Genomic DNA, 19,208 nt, shown 5'->3' with positions numbered 1-19,208 from the left:
CAAGTCATACTCTCTGACACTTTAGGCGGACGCTGATAGGCGCTGAGGCAGAACCTGTTGGTGGCCCGAGTCTTTCCGGCGTAGACTCGCTTTATAAAGGAAGTTTCTGCTCGGTGTTTAATGCACCCGCCAGGCAAGTAGTGTTCTCGCTAATCATCGTGCTCTGGAAAGGATTCAAATGACTGACACACCCGGCCCACTGCAGAACAAGCTTCTAGCGGCCCTGTCTGATGAAGCTCGCAAACGTATTTTCCCGAAACTGAAATTGGTCGAGTTGTCCCTCGGGGACGTGATTTACGAATCTGACCAATCCATTGAGTACGTTTATTTCCCCGTTGACTGCATCATTTCACTGCTCTACGTGATGGTGAACGGGTCTTCCGCCGAAATATCGGTGGTCGGCAACGAGGGCATGGCCGGTGTCGCCGTTATCATGGGGGGAGAAAGCACGCCTAACCGGTTTATTGTGCAGAGCCGCGGCCACGCCTACCGTTTGCCCGCCGCTGACCTGAAATCAGAGTTCAACAACTACTCCGAGATCCGCATTATCACCCTGCGCTTTACACAGGCCTTGATCACCCAGATGTCGCAGACGGCAGTCTGCAACCGCCATCACTCCATCGACCAGCAGCTGTGTCGCTGGTTGCTACTATCACTGGACCGGCTAGGCAACAGGCAACTCAATATGACCCAGGAGCTGATTGCCAATATGCTGGGTGTCCGCCGTGAGGGCGTCACGGAAGCGGCAGGCAAGCTACAGAAACTGGGGGTGATTGAGTACCGACGCGGCTGCATCACCGTGATCGACCGCCCGCAACTTGAGTCCCTCAGCTGCGAATGCTATGACGTGGTAAGACGAGAGAATCAGCGCCTTGAATCCAAAGGTTTAGGGGTTTAGGGGTTTAGGGCCTAAGCCCGTGGCAAGCCTTGCTTAGTTTCCGTCTTGACCCGGTACATGGCCGCATCCGCGTGGGGCAATAAAGCCTCCAGAGTTTCGCCGTCGTTTGGAAACAGGCTGATACCCACACTAACCGTCAGCGTCGCCCAATGGCCGTGCTGTCGCAGCAGTTCAGCGGCGGATTCGCGTACTTTATCGACCACGGCAAATGCCTGTTCATGTTCTGAAAGGTCGCTGAGCAGTACCACAAATTCGTCACCGCCTTGACGGCATACATGATCCGTCGCGCGCACACAGCCCAACAGCCTCTTACCCAGTGCCTTTAAAATTTCGTCGCCAACGGCGTGGCCCAGGGTATCGTTCACCTCCTTGAAGTTATTGAGATCGATGAACAACATCACCATTTTCTTGCCATGCCGTTTGGCCAGTGCAGCGGCCTGCTGGAAGCGCTCTTCAAACGCATAACGGTTGAGCAGGCCCGTCAGTGAATCGTGCTGCGCCATATAAGCCATTCTGGCAGTTGTTTCCGCCGAATAGCGTGAATCGTGGAATTTGATAAGCGCGCCGGTGATCTCACCTTTGGCGTTACGCAATGGTGATGCGGCATCTTCAATGGCCAGTTCATCACCGTCCCTCGATTGCAACATGGCGCTGTTATGCAGATCAACCGATGTGCCAATGTCCATGACATGTTGCGCCAGGTTGGCTCTCGGAACCCGAGTGGTTAAGTCGATCACCCGAAAAATTTCTGCAAGTGGTCGGCCCACTGCTTCCTGGCGGCTGAAGCCTGTCAGCGTCTCCGCCGCCGTGTTCATATAGGTAATATTCGTGTCGGTATCCGTTGCCATCACCGCATCGCCAACAAAGTCCAGCATGGCGTAGGCCAGCAAAGTCTCATCCCTGAGACCGGTTTTATTCCTGGTGGTTTTAATCTTCCCGCGATTCCGGTGACCATTCCTCATCGGCGTGGGTGATAGATGACCAGATTTGGAGGAGCTCAACATAATCGCCCCCCCTTAACCTTCGACCGTCGCTTTTTGCGTCAATGGGTTCTTGCGACTGAAGATCAGGCCTGCCAATCCAAGCCCGAAGAGCGCCAGTGTGCCTGGCTCGGGAACCGGGATACTCAGGGTCTTCATCATGCCGAGCATGCCGTCACGGACATCATCGACTCGATTATTGCCGTCCAGGCCCAGAATCATTTGGTCGAGCCTGCCCTGGAAAATGGCGTCGTTATAAAACGAAGCCTGGTTGTTTTCGCCAGGGTTTGACACTGAGCTGGCAGAGCCGATGCTGTCCATCTCTGAATGGTTTAGTAAAAACGGGCCTCTGTCCTGAACAGCGTAACCAGGGTCGCCATGCACGGGCACTAACGCTCTACCCGGGTTGGCCGCATTGTCGATGGGGGTCGCGTGGGCAAGGCCAGAAGCACCAACTACCGCCCCGATCATTAGGGTTTGGGTTAAGGTTTTCATAATAAAATCCTTCCAGTGGACTGATGACGCCAATAAAACAGCTTTACAACAATTCAACTAAATTCGGTCTCCTAGTGTTCGATAATCACTTCAACGCGCCGGTTCTGCTGGCGGCCCAATGCGGATTCGTTGCTGGCGACGGGACGTTCCAGACCAAGACCAGCCAAGGTAAGCCTGCGGTTTTGCACGCCATGATCGGTCAGATAACGGCGAACGGATTGCGCTCTTTGGAGAGACAGGGTCTGGTTGAATGTCGCACTCCCAACATTGTCGGTGTGGCCTTCAATCAGCACGTCCCGGTCCGGATAGGCAGTGAGAAAATCCACCAGCTTTTCCAGGTTGCGATTAGGCCCGCCCTGTAGTTCTGCGCTCCCAGTGGCAAACAACACGTCACCCAGCGTCAGCACCAGACCACGCTCCGTTGCTTCTGCTTCAAGCTCGTCGATTTGCCTTTGCATCTCCTCGGCGGCTTTTGATGCCGTGGCCGCGGCTGCCAACTCGGAGCTTCGTGCGCTCTTGGCGTCTGCTCGGGCGGTGTCTGCCTCAAGGGTGCGGACGGCCAGCCTGGCGGCATCGCGTTCTTCACCAAGCCGTTTTCGATCAGCTTCCAGCTGGCGAGTTGACCCCTTAGCTCTGGCAATTTCCACCATACGGTCGGCCATATAGACCCGGTGATCGGCCAGCGTGGCCTCATCGCTGTCGAGAGGCTGTTCGGCAAGCGCTACGGCCGTTTCGGCTTCACGCATTTCAATACGCGCGTTACCGGCCACCTCAGGGTTGCGCTGCAGTTCTGTCAGCTTCTGCCGCACATCCAGCGCGGCAGACGGGGTTTCAGGTGCCGTGGCACAGGCGCTCAACAACAGCGAACAAACCACAACCGTCGCTCCGGTTTTGCCGCCGAATGTTTTTTTCAGTAAGGATACGGTGTTCATTTCTGCTCCCCCTGGCGACCCATTTCCACATCTAGGGCATCGGCGCCACGTAACATTTCACGATTGATTTCCGCCGCCTTGGCGGCCTCTGTTCTGGCCATCGCCAGCAGGGCTGCCACGCGGGACTGTTTGGCCAGCTGATCCGCCTCGGCCATGGACTCTTTAACGACCGCTTTCTCAGCCATCACCAGTTGCACTCGGGCTTCTTCAAGCTCGGCACCGGCGTATTGCCGCGCATCTGCCTGTTCAGCTCTGGAAATGGTGTCTCTGGCCGCGTTCAACGACTCGGTTGGTGGCAGGGGTGCCGAAGCACACGCAGTCAGCAATGCCGCCAGGGCAAGAGTGATAAGTAGAGGAATTCGGTGGTTTACCTTGTCTGCAGGAAAAACGTTCATAACCTGGCTCCCTTTTCATCCGGAGCTGCCAGAACCCGTCAGGATTCAGGCACTCGCAAACCAAACCGGTTCACGGACTCTCCTTGTTTAACCCAATTTAACAATTGCCGGTCAGGGGTTCGGTTCGCTACCACACACAGGCCACCAATTTGAGTAAACGTGTCATGGCCGCTGTCTAAGGTGGGCTCCCGGGAGTAGTATGGAAGTGGTAACAACGGATATTTGCGATACAAGGAAGCGATAATGACAACCAATGAAGGACTTTCATGGGCGGAAAATCGCGCCCAACTTCGCCTGCACGCAGAAGATCTGATTCGTGGCGACGCCGAGAAGGTAACTAAAATCTCGGGTGGCGCTATGGGGGTTGAAGCACTGGCGGTGTTATACCGTCAGGCCCGTACCCCCGAATTTGCTGCCGATGCGCTAAAGCTGCTGCACGAGCTGCAAACCCATCAGGTGGAACTTGATCTGCTGCTTGAACAACTACAGGCCAGTGAAACCGAGCTTACCGAAGAGCTGGCCCATTATCAGGCGCTATATAGACTCGCGCCAGCGGCCTGCCTCGTGGTCTCTCGCGATGGACGGGTGATTGAAAGCAACGCTGCCGCGGTCGCTCTGCTGGGGTGCACGCCAGAGCATTCGGAGGAACAGACGCTGAGCCAATACCTGGCACCGCCGGGCCGTAGCGATGTGGCCAATCTGTTAGAAAGGCTCGAGATCCCGGGGGCCGTGACAACTTGCAGGGCCTGGCTGGTCGGCGAAGATAGCTTTGAGCTGTCAATCAACGCGAGCCTCATTTCGAGCAGAGGCCTGATTATGATAGTGATGTCGCCCTACCCAGCTCCGCACACGCATCCCGCCCGCTCCTGATGCGCATTGTCGGAATCGGAGCCTCTGCTGGAGGTCTGGCGGCACTCGAAGAGTTTCTGCGCCATACGCCAACCGATACTGGCCTGGCCTTTATTGTGGTCCAACATCTGGACCCGACCCAGAAGGCCTTGCTGCCGGAGTTGTTGCAGCGGGTGACTGCCATGCCCGTGCAAGAAGCCCAGCACGGCAAAGAAATTCTACCCAATTGTGTCTACGTCATCCCCTCCAACGCGGAACTGACCGTTGAGAATGATCGGCTGAGGCTTGAGCAGCCTCGGGAACCCCGGGGCATGCGCCTGCCGATCAACGTGTTGTTTTCATCTCTGGCCAGCGCTCTCAATGAGCGGGCAATTGCGGTAGTGCTTTCAGGTATGGGCTCGGATGGCACGCTGGGTCTGCAAGCCATTCGCGCCGTGGGCGGCCTGACCGTTGTGCAGGAACCCGGCTCGGCCGAATTCGATGCCATGCCTAGAAACGCCATTGCCACCGGTTGCGCAGATATTATTGCCCCGGCCGGCGAGTTGCCCAGCCGCATCCTGGCCTACAACAAATGTGTGACCGAGCCTGACCAGGATGGACCACCGGCAAAGCAGATGGAGCCGATCAACGCCATCATCGCCCTGTTGCAGCGACACACCAAGCACGACTTTTCCCTGTACAAACCCAGCACTGTACTGCGCCGAATCGAACGTCGTATGGCGATCCATAGCGTTGGGACTCTGCCGGACTATGCACGATACCTTGAGAACAACGACCAGGAAGTGCAGTTGCTTTTCAGAGAAATGCTGATTGGTGTGACCTCTTTTTTCCGCGATGCCGATGCCTGGGATTACCTGTGCGATTACGCACTTGAACCACTGATCGGGCAACTTGACCCCGAAGAGAAGCTGAGGGCTTGGGTGGTGGGCTGTTCAACCGGTGAGGAGGCCTATTCCCTGGCCATCACCTTTACCGAGACTCTGGAACGACTCCACCCTGAAAAGCAGGCCAACTTTCAGATTTTTGCCTCGGACCTGAGTTTGGAAGCCATCACTGTAGCCCGGGCGGGTCGGTATCCCTCTGCGATTGAGGACCAGGTATCCGAGCAGCGCCTGGCCCGATTCTTCACAAAGAACGACCACCATTACCAGATAAACCAGACCATTCGCGACCGGATATTATTCGCCCAGCACGATGTCATCCTGGACCCGCCGTTCACCAAGCTCGACCTGCTGGCCTGCCGCAACCTGCTGATCTATTTCGACCCCATGCTGCAACGTCGTTTGCTGCCGTTATTCCATTACAGCCTGCGTAAAAATGGCCTACTGATGTTGGGCAGCTCAGAAACCGTGGGCAGGCTGAACCACCTGTTCAAGCCACTTGAGCAGCGGCTAAGGCTCTATGAAAGACTGCCCCACGATTCCATTAGCGGTTCGAGCTTTCTGCTGAAATCCTTTCCACCCCTTTCCAATCTGTCCAAGGAGCAACCCTTGTCCGCCCCTACTAATCCAATCAGGAACAGCGACAATCTCCAGAATGCAGCAGATCACCTTCTTTTGCAGCGATATTCACCGGCGGCCGTAGTGCTTAACCAGAATGCGGATATCGTCTACATCAGCGGGCGCACGGGAAAATACCTGGAACCGGCCGCTGGCAAAACCAACTGGAATATCCATGCCATGGCCAGGGAGGGTTTACGTACACCGCTTTACACGGCATTGAAACAGGCCGCCACACAGAAGGACCCGGTTGAGTTAAACAACCTGGCCGTCGAAACCGACGCCGGTGTGCAACACGTGGACGTAACCGTGCAGGCACTCAATGAACCACTGGCCCTGCAGGGGATGACCATGGTGGTGTTCCGAGACCACCCTGCGAAGTCGCGGCGTAAACGCTCGAAACGCGATAGCGCAACGGCCACCGATCAGTCCGATGAAATCCTGCGTTATCAGGCGGCCATTGAACAGTTAAGCGAAGAGGCCCGACATTCCAGAGAAGAACTCCAGGCCTCCAATGAAGAGCTGCAATCCACCAACGAGGAGCTTCAGTCTGCGAACGAAGAACTCACATCCTCCAAGGAAGAAATGCAGTCCATGAACGAAGAGCTGCAAACCATCAACACGGAATTGCAAACCAAACTGGACGATCTGGCACTGGCTCAGAGCGACATGCAGAACGTGCTGAACAGTACCGAAATTGCCATCCTGTTTATGGACCAGAATCTTAATGTACGCCGCTACACCGCCCGCGCCGCCAACATCATCAGCCTGCGAGAAAGCGATGTGGGGCGACCGCTCAGCGAGCTGACCACAAAACTGGAATATCCGGAGCTGGAAGATGATGCTCAGCAAACACTCGAAACCTTGATGGTCTGCGAAAAACAGATAAAAACAAACGAAGACCGCTGGTTCTCCATCCGCATCATTCCCTATCGTCGGCTGGACAATGTGATCGACGGCGTGGTGATGACCATGGTCGATATAACAGAAGCGAAAGCGCTGGAATCGAGTTTGCGAAAAGACGCTGGACAGTCGCCTCAATCGAAATAGGTTTCTCTGCCCAAATCGACTGCTTTGGTGGTCTAGCGAACAGACCGGGCATCTGAGTCAACGTAGATTAGAGTTTCATCTTGGGTTCGATGAATGCCTTTAGTTCAGGTTGAGATGGACGCCACCTGATTCGTCTTCACAATCACGGAGCGTGAGTTTGGCAAGGCTTAACAGGCCTTGCCTTTTTTTGGGTGCCCTCTAAGTCAACTGGCCGACTCCCCGCCAGTACCTTTACGACCGCATGAGCACTATCAGCCAAGGCCTGGGCGTTGTAGCCACCTTCAAGCAAAAGCACCAGGCGACCGTCGCATAGCTCATCTGCCAGGTCGGTCATACGCTGGGTAAGCATCGCAAAGCCCGATTCATCCATGGTGCAGGTCATGTCGAGGTAATGACAATCGAATCCTGAGGACACCAGCAGAATGTCAGGCTGAAAATCCCTCGCCGCAGGCTCTACCACCTCATCGAACACCTTTAGCAATGCCGCATTGCCGATACCTGGTGGCAGCGGAACGTTGACTTGATAGCCGACACCCGCTCCAGCCCCCCTCTCACTTTGCAAACCGCTGCCCGGATAGAAGGGCGCCGCACAGTGGCTATCGATCACCAGCACGGAAGGATCGGAGTAGAAAATTTCCTGCGTGCCGTTACCGTGGTGCATATCCCAGTCCCAGATCATCACTCGCTGATAGCCAAGCGATTCACGCGCATGGGCAGCGGTGACAGCGAGATTGTTATAAAGACAAAAACCAGAGGCATGATCGGAATGGGCATGATGGCCTGGTGGGCGCAGCACACAAAAAGCCCGACGGGCCTCACCCACCGAGATGGCCTCCACTGCACTGATTCCCGCACCAGCGGCGAGGCAAGCCGCTTCCACACTGCCTGGCGACACCGCCGTGGTGTCTTTGGACAGCCAGCAGGAGTCCCCCTTCAAAGACTCGATATGAGTGACATAGGCCTTGTCATGAACACGCTCCAATTGAGCCGTGGTCGCCGCCGTCGGCAGCATCCAGCGTACCCCTTCAATGGGTTCCAGCATCAGCCGGTCAACGATCGCTGTCAGTCGTTCTGGACGCTCCGGGTGAGTGTAGGTTTCCAGATTGCTGCCCGGATATTGCAAGTCAATCATTGCCTTGACCGACTCTGTCCAGGCGGGGTGGCTGGGGTCCCATCCGTGTGGATTGTGGCCGAGCATTCGCGTGTCATAGTAGATCAATACTGTTGCTGTCATAGCTGTGAAGCCTCACTCATGGGCGCTTTCCGTTACGAACCGGACTGGTCGCAAACGCTTTATCTGTTGGAGTTTATTAAATATAAACCAAGTCTTCGGTACGCCAATGCACATAGCAATTGAATCGATCCAACCGTCCGTTGCAGGAATTCTCAACCTGAACGATCAGCCCTCATCAACATTCGCTTACCAAATTACCACCGACATCTCCCGCCGTTATCCTTAATCTCTAGCCATGAGCCTTATTTCAATAGCGAGCGACCGCTTCTCGCGGCACAGCCATATCCTGACAGTCGCCGTCTGCGTGCTCCTGTCACTGCCCTTGCTTGCCTCCGAACAACAGGATGGCTACCGGCTGCTTGAGCTCGAAGGCTACCTGGTGAAATGGGGCGAACAGCAATTAGGCACGGGTGCAAAGATCAGCTACGCCTTTGCGGATGAAACGCTGGACTTTGATAACGCCCGCAATTGCGGCGTTCTGGCGCCGATAAGGTCACTGTCCAGCCGAAATCTGAGCTTTGAAATGCTGGTCGAGGAAACCGCTGCCGCGTTCCGGGTTTGGGAGCGTGCAGCGGACCTTTCGTTCTACAGGGTTGCCAATGCCCGAGAGGCAGACATAATCCTTGGCGCCCAGGGCCAGCCGCGTCGGCGAGCATTCGCCAACGTCACCTTGGCTCCCAGGGAAAAAGACGGTGTGCGCGCCATTGACCAGTCATTGGTCTGCCTGAACCCAGAACAGTCATGGAAAATCGGCTTTGATGGCGACACAGAAACCTACGATCTTCGTTATACGCTGATTCATGAAATTGGCCACGCCATCGGCCTGGACCACCCCGGCCCTTCCGGGCAGGTCATGGGTTTTCGCTACACCGAGAACTTCCCCGAGCTGCAGCCAGGTGATCTGCGCGGGATCCGGCATCTATACGGACATCGGGCCAGCGACCGTCAACTGGTCACCGGCACCGATACTGATCTTACCGAATCAGCACTGTAACCTTCTTCAGAAGTTATAGCCCAGACCCACGGTGTAGGCCCAGATGCCGTCGTCCTGGAAGGCATCTGTCGCGTCATTGCTGTCTGAGAACAAGAACTGATACTCGGCGCGCGCCAGGAAATAGGTCTTGGCTAGCACGTAATACTTTAATCCTCCTTCCAGGCCGGCAAACGCACTGTCCTTGACGCCATCACCATATATGCCGCCCAGGCTCGCGCCAACAAAGGGACGTGCGCGATCGTTGAGGAACTGATAGTCGATGTACCCCCGGGTCGAGCCGTTCCAGTAATCATCGGTGACGCCCTGACCTTCAATATCGGCGTAATTGATACTCTGGCGAATACCAGCCACCACATTACTCTGCAGATACCAGCCCAGATCACCGGTCACGCCGAAGCTGCCGCTGTTGAAATCCCGGTCATTACTGCCAGTTCCGGAAAGGGAGAATTCACGATCACCCTCGCGCGGGCCAAACTCGGCGGATTGTGCGGATACCGCCAGGGGCAAAGCTCCTAACAGACAGAAAGTGATCGCCGCAGTCTTGATTCTGATCATGACAAGCTCCTTGCTCACATTGTTCAGATTGCATTCCAAAATGCGCCAATGAATATTGGACGCAGGTCGTGGCGCAGCGAATTTGGGTCATTCAATTCGGTGCGAGCCCACCTTCCCAGAATCAGGGTTGGACCACTGTGTTGTCTGTTCGTAAGCACACACAGGCAGAAGAATGGGTTTCAGGGGCCCCACCATCGCGTCATCATTGGTTTGACGGTTAGCCCGTGAATGATGATCGAGAGCACAACGACCACCAGCGTGATATGGATAAGCTCCACGGCCAGCTCTTCCGGCAGGCCGAAAACAACGGCGAACATCAGATAGTAGAGAGAACCGATTCCCCGAACCCCGAACCAGCCCACCAGCATCTGCAGACGCCAGGATGCGCCAGAGCCAAGCAAACCAAGGAATACGCTGACCGGCCGAACGACCACAAACAGGAACAGCCCGAGACCGACAGCTCGGAGGCTCCAGGAGTCGGTAAACAACATGCCTCCCAGCAAGACCACCAATACCAGTTCGGACAAGCGCTCAAGGGGCTCCTTGAACCTCAAAGAGCCTTCCGATACCTCGCTGGGGCTATGAGCGATGTTTTCGCGCGGCTGATGGGAAGAGGCCGAAGACGCACCTCGGCGTTGGTTAGACTCTTCCTCCCGGGCCAGCGTTTTTTCGGATTGCCGCAGCGAAATGGCGGCAACAAAAACACCCAGAAACCCCCATCCATCGATCAGTAGGCATACGCCGTAAGTCAGACCAATGAGTCCAAGACCAAGGAAATCGTCCAACAACGGGCCCGTTCTTTCGAGGGATCGCTGCCCTCGCACAAGCTGAGCCAGCAACCGGCCCGTGACAAGCCCGACCACAATGGCCGACGCCGTTGACCACAAGACGTCCTTAAAAAACCATCTTTCCAGCAGCTCGTCACTCACCGGGGAACCGAGTAACAACAGACCCAACATGACGAAAGGAAAGGCGCTGCCATCGTTCATTCCCGCTTCACTCGTCAGAGTAAACCGAAGGGAATCGGTATCCCCCATGTGCCGCACCTGCACATCCGTTGCCAATACAGGGTCGGTGGGCGCCAGTATGGCTCCCAGCAAAATTGCCGCCCCCAAAGGAAGTCCAAGCAGGTAGTAACCGAAGACTGCTGTCAGCACGACACTGAGCGTCATAGAGATAAAGGCCAGACGCAAAGGTACGCGCCATGCTTTCCATCTGAACGGCACCGGCATCTTGGTGCCGGCAATAAACAACGACAACAGCACCGCAAGCTCCGCAAGCACTTCCAGCAAATGCGCCTGTTTCAGCGGGTTAAAATGAAATACACCGATAATTGAGGGGCCCAGAAGCACGCCCACACTCAAATAGACCATGGATGGTGTCAGATTCAGACGCTGAAGCACCGGCGGGCGCGTTCCCATAAGAATCAGCAGAGTTCCGATCGCGACAAACCAGACGGCGTTGGTCAAATGACTTCCTCAGGCTCGTAAGGGTTCAAAGGCTTTTCCTGCGCCCCAATTTGCCAAAGAAACAGACCGGCCTCTGTGCGCTACCCCACCCGAACCCATCTGTGTCTGTTAACGCACAGACCGTGACCCGGTTCCAACGCACGATGAACCCCGGTGGCACAGGCTTTGTCTGAAAATGGGCCACCGTTACATGAACCTATTGTCTGGCCAGAGGGCCAAAGGAGCTGAAATGAACAAGGACACCATCGAAGGCAACTGGAAAGAACTGAAGGGCAAGATGAAGGAGCAGTGGGGCAAGCTAACCGATGACCGCCTCGATGAGATTGCTGGCCGATGTGAACAACTAGCTGGCGAAATTCAGCAAGCTTACGGCGTCACCAGAGACGAAGCGGACAAGCAAATCAAGGACTTCGAACAAATCAGCAAGCATTAATCTACCCCCACCTAACTCTGATTTGGCTGCCTGCAGGCTTGTTTGCAGGCAGCGTTTCAACGACCAGACATACCCACCGTTTCTTCCGCACTGTGTTGGCCAGCGTACAGACCCCGCCATGTTGATGGCTCAATATGAACCCTGATGTGGCGATGGATCAGCCAATACAGGGAGTTGCATCATCCGCCGCAGGGAAGGCGGCGCAACCAAATTTACAGGTTCCAGAAAAGGTCAACACCCATGAACAACATCGTTTACATCGTTGGTGCTGTCGTTATCGTTGTGGCAATTCTCTCTTTTCTGGGTATTGGCTAAACCGAAGCGGCGTGACAGAGCAACTCGAAAGAACGCTTTGCGTTATCGAGGAGAGAGATTATGGCCTATGAAGGCATTTTCCTTTATGCGGGAATCCTGATCACCGCACTCATTGTTGGTTTTAACTCTTACAAGAAGGTTAAATCCCGAAACACGCTGATCAAGGCGGCTCTGTATCATTATTTTGTGAATTACAGCGAGACCACAAACGAGAAGCAAACAAAGGATACTTCATTGCCTTCGAAGGCTTATGGCTTGGCAATCAGAAAATTTCGGAAGATCAATCACGGTCTAGACGATTACATTTTTTGCTTTGACGTTCTCAATCATCAAGTGAAGACTTTTGGGGGACGAAACGCGATGCTTCAAGCTGCACGACGTCGTCATTTCCCCAAGTAATCTGGCAACGTAATGAGGATTTTGAATTCCATCGCATCCTCACCCTGAAGCTGCATAAAAGAGTCCGTTATTCTTGCCGATACCCTCGAAGATTCCGGCTTTATTCCTGTTCTTTCTTATTGGCTGGCCAGTCGGAAAACGCCAGAAAATACAGCAGGCCAAGGTTCAGCAGCGGAACCAGTATCAGAAGGCCCATCACGCCCGGATACCCTACTCTCTGGCAAATTCGCCACGCCGGTATCACCATCAGAACCGCAATCACCAGCATCCATAGACCATGTCCGGCCCACATGCCGTTTCCCCAAGCGTCATTTCCCATCATGCAATATCCTCCCTGCTTAATTAACTAAAATTGAACCGCAAGTGACCATTCTGAAAAAGCACATATCACATGCCAGATAGTGTAGACGACGCTGTCCGATTGGAAGTAAGCGAATCTGCAGTGCAGATGATCAGCCCGGCCAGCGCGGGTGCAATTCGTCAATCACGAAGCGATGCGTATGCGTCTCCCCCGCCGTGGTTTTATGGGGGTGACCCTCGGGTAGATCGGGGTGGCTGTGGGTGATCACCAGTCGGTCCTCGGCAGGCCATAGGCGCACGGCGAGGACAAAGAAGATCATGCCCAGTACCAACAGGACCAGCACGGTGCCCTGCATACCGGCCACCGTGCCAAGCCAACCCGCCAGCGGATACGTCAGCAGCCAGCCCGCATGGGACAGGGAAAACTGGGCAGAAAACAGCGCCGGGCGATCCTCGCCATGGGAGGATTGCGTCAACAAACGGCCAATGGGCGTTTGCACGGTCGAAAACCCCACACCCAGAATCGCCCACACAGGCAACAGCATTTCCAGGCCATCGATCATCAGTGCGAGCGCCAGGCCGCCCAGCACCAGCGCCGCCCCTGCCAGCATGACGGGGCGATCCTGCCAGCGGCGAAGCAACGCGGGAAGCGCCAGGGCCGCTGCCATAGAGCCAGCGCCGAAGACGGCAAACGCCAGGGCTGTGTATTGCTCAGTCAGCTTGAACTGGCCCTGCACCCAGACCACCGTGTTCACGATCACCAGGGAACCGGCCACGCTCACCACGAGGTTCAGGGCCATCAGCCCCCGCAGTCGGGGCGTCGCCCGGAATATCCAGAACCCACGCCTGACGCGATCCAACACTCCATGCGTTTGCCCCGAGGCTTCGCGCTTGGGCAGCATCACCGACACAATCAGCACCGCAGACGCCAGAAATCCGATGACGGTTCCGGCGAACAGCACTTCCCAACTGGTGACGAGCAGCAGCAATCCGGCCAGGGCCGGACTGATCAGGTTTTCCAGATCGTAGGCAACGCGCGACAAAGACAAAGCGCGGGTGTAGTCGTCTTCATCAGGAAGCACATCGGGGATGATGGACTGATAGGTTGGCGTGAACGCCGCAGAGGCTGACTGAAGAATGGCAATCAGAACGTAAACTTCATATACCTGCGTCACGAATGGCAGCGCCAACGCGATGGATGCTCGCACCAGGTCTAGGGCAACCAGCATTGTGCGGCGCGGCAAACGCTCAGCCAAAGCCGAGGCAAAGGGCGCGATGCACACGTACGCCACCATCTTGATGGCCAACGCCGTGCCAATCACCTGCCCTGCCCGGTCTTCCGCGAGGTCAAACGCCAGCAGGCTCAGGGCAACTGTTGCCAGCCCCGTTCCCAGCAGCGCAACCATTTGCGCGAAAAACAGGTGCCGATAGGTTCGGCACTTCAAAATCTCAAGCATCGTGCTTTAGTACCATTCTTTAATGTTGGCTTCTTTCGATCACTGAGGATGCTATCGTCTTGTCCCTAATGATCCAACACACTGGAGTATTCATGGTGTCTCCATTATTCCACAGCCGCTGGCTGGCGATCCGGTCTCGCCTCGGCTGGTTGGCCGTTTCACTCGGCCTGCTGGCCATCAGCGGTGAGGTTCTGGCCCACGCCGTTGCCCAGGGCGACAAAGGCTACATTCAGGAAATCACGGGCATCCATCTGATGTCCTTTATCTACCTTGGCGCCAAGCACATGGTCACCGGCTATGACCACCTATTGTTCCTGCTGGGCGTCATTTTCTTCCTGTACCGGATGCAGCACATTGCCATCTACGTCAGCCTGTTTGCGCTGGGGCACTCGACCACCATGCTACTGGGTGTGTACTTCAACGTGGGCATCAACAGTTACCTCATTGATGCCATCATCGGCCTGTCGATCGTTTACAAAGCCCTGGACAACATCGGCGCCTATCAGCGCTGGTTCGGATTTCAGCCGAACACCAAAGCCGCCACCCTGATTTTCGGCTTTTTCCATGGCTTCGGGCTGTCCACCAAAATCATCGAATACGACATTTCAACGGATGGGCTGATTCCAAACCTGCTGGCGTTCAATGTGGGCGTGGAAATCGGGCAACTGATCGCCCTGGCCATGATCCTCATCATGATCAGCTTCTGGCGCAAGTCAGACAGCTTTTTCCGCCATGCCTACACCGCCAATGTAGCCATGATGAGCGCAGGTTTCCTGCTCTTCGGCTACCAGCTCACCGGTTATTTTGTCGCTTAATTCTGGAGTCTTGTCATGTACAACACGGAAATACCCTCCCGGGAAGAACTTCCCTCAACCGCCAGATTGATCAAATCCACCGTTCTGGCTTTGATTGTGGCCGCTGTGCTGCTTGTCGCGGTCGTGATGCCGGCGGAATACGGTATCGACCCAACGGGGGCCGGTGAGCTGATGGGGTTAACAGAAATGGGCGACATCAAGCAGCAACTGGCAGAGGAAGCCGCAGCAGACGCTGCCGCCCAGATGGCCGCGGTCGAACCCGCAAAGACAGCCGAATCCGAGATTTCGGATCCGGTAGACGCCGAACCGGCATCCACTGAGCAGGACGTCGCCGCCTCACCGCAACCGGCGCCTGAAGCCGAGGCAGAGACTGCAGCGCCCGTGGCGCCGGCAGAACCCCAGTGGCAGGATGAAATTCGCGTTGTGCTTACCCCCGGGGAAGGCACAGAGTACAAGCTCACCATGGAAGAAGGCGCAATTGCCCGTTTCTCCTGGGTGTCCGAAGGGGGACCGATCAACTACGACACGCACGGAAACGGCAGCGGCCAGTCCATCTCCTACGAAAAGGGCCGCGGCGTTCCAGAGGATGAAGGCGAACTTCAGGCCGCCTTCACTGGCAAGCACGGCTGGTTTTTCCGGAACCGTAACGACAACGACATTACCCTGGTCCTTCGCACCGGCGGAGATTACGGGGAATTGCAGAAAGTGCTCTGATCAGAATTCAGAGCATGTTCTGTTATAAACTGGCGACAGTGATCTCCCGACGCCGAGGGCTGAGCATGACTGACGACGAGTTACGCAGATTCCGCAAGTTGCTTCTGGACTGGCGCGAAGATCTGCAGTCCACTAGCGCAGTGCGCGATGAAACCAGCGACACCGTCCACCTGGATCAGCAGAGCGTCGGCAGACTGTCGCGGATGGACGCGCTTCAGAGCCAGGCCCTCGCAAAAGCCGGCAAAGCGCGGGCCGAGCAGCAGCTTCGCCTGATTCAGAGCGCCCTTGCTCGAATCGAAAACGATGAGTTCGGTGAATGCCTGGAATGTGGCGAACCGATCAACCCCAAAAGACTGGAAATCGACCCCACCTGCCTTTACTGCATCGATTGCGCGGAGTAGCACGTCGCGCGCCTGTCCCACTCGATGGTTCCTTGAAACAGTGTCATTGCGGTATTCCATTGCACTTTTAATGTCGTTCGCTGTCTAAAACTCCAATATCGCACTGCTTTTGGTTGTTTTATTACGCCGTTTATATCCAATAACTGGAATTTTCGACGCTTAGAGTGCTTTTATTTGTTATATTTACTACATTAATAACAAAACGAACAGAATCAGGAGCACGACATGACACTTAAAATTGCAATCAACGGCTTCGGAAGAATCGGCCGCAACGTGCTTAGAGCCCTGTACGAGGAGGAATACCGGGACAGGGCGCAGGTGGTTGCCATCAACGACTTAGGCGACGCCGCCACCAACGCTCACCTGCTCCGTCATGACTCGGTACACGGTCGATTCAACGCCGAGATCAGTCACGACGCCGAGTCCATAACCGTCAACAACGACCGCATTGCCGTGACGGCAATCCGCGACCCGGCGGACCTGCCCTGGAAATCAATGGGCGTGGACGTCGTGCTTGAATGTACCGGGCTATTTACAACCCGCGAAAAGGCTGCCGCTCATTTGACCGCCGGTGCGCGCAAAGTGATTGTGTCGGCGCCCACTAAGAACGCAGATGCCACCGTTGTTTATGGCGTCAACCACGACACCCTGACACGGGATCATCAGGTAATTTCCAACGCGTCCTGCACGACCAACTGCCTGGCCCCGATTGCCAAGGCACTGCAGGAGAGCGTTGGCATCGAGTCCGGGCTGATGACGACGATTCATTCCTACACCAACGACCAGAACCTGAGCGATGTCTATCACCCCGATCTGTACCGGGCACGCTCTGCCACCCAGTCAATGATACCAACCAAGACCGGCGCCGCAGCGGCCATTGGGCTGGTGCTGCCGCAACTGGATGGAAAGTTGGACGGCCTTGCAGTGCGAGTGCCCACCATCAATGTATCGCTGGTGGATTTATCCTTTGTGTCGGAACGGGACACCAGCACAGAGGAAATCAACGAGATCATGCGCCGGGCGGCTCAGTCATCCAAGGTTCTGGGCTATAACGATCAGCCCCTGGTATCGATCGATTTCAATCACGAACCACTGTCCAGCGTGTTTGATGCCGCCCACACTCGGGTAAAAGGTCGTCAGGTCAAAGTCATGGCGTGGTACGACAACGAATGGGCCTTCTCGAACCGTATGCTGGATAACGCTTTGGAACTCGGGAAACTATAAAGGCTCTGGCCCGCTTTATGCTTTGTCTTGACTAAGTTCATTTCGAGGCAGGCATGAGAGGAACAGAGCCATGTCGCTATTAACATCACTGATGAAAGCCGGCACCCAGTTTCAACAGGCAATGGAGAAGCGCCCTTCCCAGGCGCCATCCGGTAATGGCGAAGGCGCAAAAACCCCCGGCCAGCGCCACGAGACGGTTACAGCCAGCGAGTCAGGCAGCAAGACGGACGATCGATTCACGCTTTCTGAGCGGGCCACCCAGGATCCAGGCCGCTCCAAATCCGCCACGCTTCAAATGACGGAATACCGTCAGACCATTGGGCAGGATCTTGCCTTTGTCAGGGAAACGCTGCGGCATAAACTTGCCGAATACCAGCTTAATCCGGCAAGCCGACTCGAAGTGGAGAAAAATGAGCAAGGCGATATTCAGCTGGGGGGCGGGCTTCCTGCGGATATCAAAAACAGAATCGAGCAGGATCTCAACAACAGCAAGCCCTTCCGTGAGGCCTTCAGCCGGCTGAGCGCCAGCGAGCCGACTCTTCACTTTATGGATAATGCATTGAAGCTTAACCAGGCCTATGGCGTTAACAATTCCCTGTTGGACGCCATGGTCAGTGAGAAGCAGGAGTTCAACGGCCTACAGGACCTGATTCATCGCTACGATTCGCTTCGCAGGTCCACCGCTGCCAGCAACACTGACGCTTTCAGCCAGGCCAGAAGCTACGCGTTCAATCTGAACACGCAAGCCTGATCAAAGGTTGAACGGCTCCGGGTCGCCTTTACCCACGCGGGTAACCTCAGGCACGGGGCCTGTCATGTTCACTACGGTAGTTGCTTCCAGCCCACAGAAACCGCCATCAATGATTAAATCCAGCTCGTGCTCCAGGGCGTCGCGAATGTCTTCAGGGTCCGTCATTGGGTCTTCATCACCCGGCAAGATCAGCGTGCTGCTCATAATGGGTTCGCCCAGTTCGGCCAACAGTGCCTGAACGATGGCGTTGTCAGGCACCCGAATGCCAATGGTTTTCCGCTTCGGGTGCAGCAGGCGCCTGGGCACTTCGCTGGTGCCGTCCAGAATGAAGGTATAGGGCCCCGGCGTGAATTGCTTGAGCAGACGAAAATGGGTATTGCCCACCTTGGCGAACACCCCTACGTCGGACAGATCCCGACAAATCAGAGTGAAGTTGTGCTTGTCGTCCAGCTTGCGAACTCGCTTGATGCGATCCGCTGCCTGCTTGTCATCCAGCTGACAGCCAATGGCATAGGCAGAATCGGTGGGATAAACCACAACACCGCCTTTGCGAATGATCTCCACCGCCTGTTTGATCAGCCGTTTCTGCGGTGTTTCCGGGTGAATCTGGAAAAACTGGCTCACTGGCTGCCCCCTGCGGCAAACGCCGGGTCATTTTTGGAACCCCCAAGGCAGTTGGGAGAGTCTGGTGCCGCCTGTCCTGAATCCGCCCACTCGGTCGGCGTATAAAGATGCAATGCCAGGGCGTGAACGCCACCGGCAAGCTCGTCTGCCAGCAACTTGTAGATGGCCTGATGACGCTTCACCTTGCCCTGGCCGTCAAAGTCACCAGACACCACGGTGACCTTGAAGTGGGTTTCAGAGTTGGGCGGCACATTGTGCTTGTGGCTTTCGTTTTCCACGGCAATAAGGTCGCTATTGAAAGCCTGTTCAAGCTTCTGTTCAATCGAGGTCTGAATCTTCATGACCGGAGTAACTCCTGTTCCAGTGCGATTGGGCTCAGTCTACTACAGCAAGGCCCTGCTCTGCTTGACAGGATAGGGTCAAAA

The 19,208-nt window shown here is 55.6% G+C and carries 22 protein-coding genes; 11 read left to right on the top strand and 11 right to left on the bottom strand.

What is annotated here, in order from left to right:
* The first annotated feature begins 178 nt into the window (after window positions 1-178).
* Window positions 179-898, top strand: coding sequence for a Crp/Fnr family transcriptional regulator (locus QLQ17_RS07785; protein ID WP_283208976.1), 720 nt, complete (start codon window positions 179-181; stop codon window positions 896-898).
* An 11-nt stretch (window positions 899-909) separates the two neighbouring features.
* Here QLQ17_RS07785 and QLQ17_RS07780 read toward each other — a convergent pair whose 3' ends face one another.
* From QLQ17_RS07780 to QLQ17_RS07765, 4 genes are all read right to left on the bottom strand, one after another.
* Window positions 910-1,902, bottom strand: a complete 993-nt coding sequence (locus QLQ17_RS07780) for a diguanylate cyclase domain-containing protein (RefSeq protein ID WP_283208975.1) — start codon at window positions 1,900-1,902, stop codon at window positions 910-912.
* A gap of 12 nt (window positions 1,903-1,914) precedes the next feature.
* A complete protein-coding gene (locus QLQ17_RS07775; RefSeq protein WP_283208974.1) occupies window positions 1,915-2,373 on the bottom strand; it encodes a PEP-CTERM sorting domain-containing protein in 459 nt (152 codons plus the stop codon).
* A gap of 71 nt (window positions 2,374-2,444) precedes the next feature.
* Window positions 2,445-3,305, bottom strand: coding sequence for an OmpA family protein (locus QLQ17_RS07770; protein ID WP_283208973.1), 861 nt, complete (start codon window positions 3,303-3,305; stop codon window positions 2,445-2,447).
* A complete protein-coding gene (locus QLQ17_RS07765; RefSeq protein ID WP_283208972.1) occupies window positions 3,302-3,700 on the bottom strand; it encodes a DUF4398 domain-containing protein in 399 nt (132 codons plus the stop codon). Before QLQ17_RS07765 ends, QLQ17_RS07770 begins: the two co-directional genes overlap by 4 nt.
* Window positions 3,701-3,943: 243 nt before the next feature.
* On the opposite strand from QLQ17_RS07765, the gene QLQ17_RS07760 reads away from it, so the two are divergent.
* Window positions 3,944-4,570 (top strand): PAS domain-containing protein, encoded by a 627-nt coding sequence (locus QLQ17_RS07760; protein WP_283208971.1) that lies wholly within the window; start codon window positions 3,944-3,946, stop codon window positions 4,568-4,570.
* Window positions 4,570-7,098: a chemotaxis protein CheB gene (locus tag QLQ17_RS07755; RefSeq protein WP_283208970.1), complete on the top strand. Its 2,529-nt coding sequence runs from the start codon at window positions 4,570-4,572 to the stop codon at window positions 7,096-7,098. The genes QLQ17_RS07760 and QLQ17_RS07755 overlap by 1 nt, the downstream gene beginning before the upstream one ends.
* A gap of 142 nt (window positions 7,099-7,240) precedes the next feature.
* Here QLQ17_RS07755 and QLQ17_RS07750 read toward each other — a convergent pair whose 3' ends face one another.
* Window positions 7,241-8,332, bottom strand: coding sequence for a histone deacetylase family protein (locus QLQ17_RS07750; protein ID WP_283208969.1), 1,092 nt, complete (start codon window positions 8,330-8,332; stop codon window positions 7,241-7,243).
* 235 nt (window positions 8,333-8,567) lie between these two features.
* On the opposite strand from QLQ17_RS07750, the gene QLQ17_RS07745 reads away from it, so the two are divergent.
* Window positions 8,568-9,326 (top strand): matrixin family metalloprotease, encoded by a 759-nt coding sequence (locus QLQ17_RS07745; RefSeq protein WP_283208968.1) that lies wholly within the window; start codon window positions 8,568-8,570, stop codon window positions 9,324-9,326.
* Between the two features lie 6 nt (window positions 9,327-9,332).
* Here the strand turns inward: QLQ17_RS07745 and QLQ17_RS07740 are convergent, their stop codons facing one another.
* Both QLQ17_RS07740 and QLQ17_RS07735 read right to left on the bottom strand, forming a co-directional pair.
* Entirely contained in the window at window positions 9,333-9,881 is a 549-nt protein-coding gene (locus tag QLQ17_RS07740; protein ID WP_283208967.1) for an outer membrane beta-barrel protein, read from the bottom strand.
* A 179-nt stretch (window positions 9,882-10,060) separates the two neighbouring features.
* On the bottom strand, window positions 10,061-11,350 hold the full coding sequence (locus QLQ17_RS07735; RefSeq protein ID WP_283208966.1) for a cation:proton antiporter: 1,290 nt from the start codon (window positions 11,348-11,350) through the stop codon (window positions 10,061-10,063).
* A 229-nt stretch (window positions 11,351-11,579) separates the two neighbouring features.
* On the opposite strand from QLQ17_RS07735, the gene QLQ17_RS07730 reads away from it, so the two are divergent.
* Both QLQ17_RS07730 and QLQ17_RS07725 read left to right on the top strand, forming a co-directional pair.
* Entirely contained in the window at window positions 11,580-11,783 is a 204-nt protein-coding gene (locus QLQ17_RS07730; protein WP_283208965.1) for a CsbD family protein, read from the top strand.
* A 375-nt stretch (window positions 11,784-12,158) separates the two neighbouring features.
* On the top strand, window positions 12,159-12,497 hold the full coding sequence (locus QLQ17_RS07725; protein ID WP_283208964.1) for a hypothetical protein: 339 nt from the start codon (window positions 12,159-12,161) through the stop codon (window positions 12,495-12,497).
* Window positions 12,498-12,597: 100 nt separating this feature from the next.
* Here the strand turns inward: QLQ17_RS07725 and QLQ17_RS07720 are convergent, their stop codons facing one another.
* Both QLQ17_RS07720 and QLQ17_RS07715 read right to left on the bottom strand, forming a co-directional pair.
* Window positions 12,598-12,819: a hypothetical protein gene (locus QLQ17_RS07720; RefSeq protein ID WP_283208963.1), complete on the bottom strand. Its 222-nt coding sequence runs from the start codon at window positions 12,817-12,819 to the stop codon at window positions 12,598-12,600.
* A 130-nt stretch (window positions 12,820-12,949) separates the two neighbouring features.
* Window positions 12,950-14,254 carry an MFS transporter gene (locus QLQ17_RS07715; protein WP_283208962.1) on the bottom strand — a complete coding sequence of 435 codons (1,305 nt, stop codon included), beginning with the start codon at window positions 14,252-14,254 and terminating at the stop codon, window positions 12,950-12,952.
* A 92-nt stretch (window positions 14,255-14,346) separates the two neighbouring features.
* Here QLQ17_RS07715 and QLQ17_RS07710 point away from each other — a divergent pair, with 92 nt between their 5' ends.
* The 5 genes from QLQ17_RS07710 to QLQ17_RS07690 all read left to right on the top strand — a co-directional run bounded on the left by QLQ17_RS07710 (window position 14,347) and on the right by QLQ17_RS07690 (window position 18,159).
* Window positions 14,347-15,069 carry a HupE/UreJ family protein gene (locus QLQ17_RS07710; protein ID WP_283208961.1) on the top strand — a complete coding sequence of 241 codons (723 nt, stop codon included), beginning with the start codon at window positions 14,347-14,349 and terminating at the stop codon, window positions 15,067-15,069.
* A gap of 15 nt (window positions 15,070-15,084) precedes the next feature.
* Window positions 15,085-15,783: a hypothetical protein gene (locus tag QLQ17_RS07705; RefSeq protein WP_283208960.1), complete on the top strand. Its 699-nt coding sequence runs from the start codon at window positions 15,085-15,087 to the stop codon at window positions 15,781-15,783.
* A gap of 65 nt (window positions 15,784-15,848) precedes the next feature.
* Window positions 15,849-16,184: a TraR/DksA family transcriptional regulator gene (locus QLQ17_RS07700; protein WP_283208959.1), complete on the top strand. Its 336-nt coding sequence runs from the start codon at window positions 15,849-15,851 to the stop codon at window positions 16,182-16,184.
* Between the two features lie 225 nt (window positions 16,185-16,409).
* Window positions 16,410-17,408: a type I glyceraldehyde-3-phosphate dehydrogenase gene (gene gap / locus QLQ17_RS07695; RefSeq protein ID WP_283208958.1), complete on the top strand. Its 999-nt coding sequence runs from the start codon at window positions 16,410-16,412 to the stop codon at window positions 17,406-17,408.
* 70 nt (window positions 17,409-17,478) lie between these two features.
* Window positions 17,479-18,159, top strand: a complete 681-nt coding sequence (locus tag QLQ17_RS07690) for a hypothetical protein (RefSeq protein WP_283208957.1) — start codon at window positions 17,479-17,481, stop codon at window positions 18,157-18,159.
* Here the strand turns inward: QLQ17_RS07690 and QLQ17_RS07685 are convergent, their stop codons facing one another.
* Window positions 18,160-18,783 (bottom strand): L-threonylcarbamoyladenylate synthase, encoded by a 624-nt coding sequence (locus tag QLQ17_RS07685; RefSeq protein WP_283208956.1) that lies wholly within the window; start codon window positions 18,781-18,783, stop codon window positions 18,160-18,162.
* On the bottom strand, window positions 18,780-19,124 hold the full coding sequence (locus QLQ17_RS07680; protein ID WP_283208955.1) for a BolA family protein: 345 nt from the start codon (window positions 19,122-19,124) through the stop codon (window positions 18,780-18,782). The genes QLQ17_RS07685 and QLQ17_RS07680 overlap by 4 nt, the downstream gene beginning before the upstream one ends.
* Window positions 19,125-19,208: the final 84 nt, after the last annotated feature.

This window comes from Marinobacter sp. CHS3-4 (assembly GCF_030053415.1).
Lineage (GTDB): Bacteria > Pseudomonadota > Gammaproteobacteria > Pseudomonadales > Oleiphilaceae > Marinobacter.
Note: the sequence above shows the minus strand (reverse complement) of the source record. Positions and strands in the feature narration are given on the sequence as shown.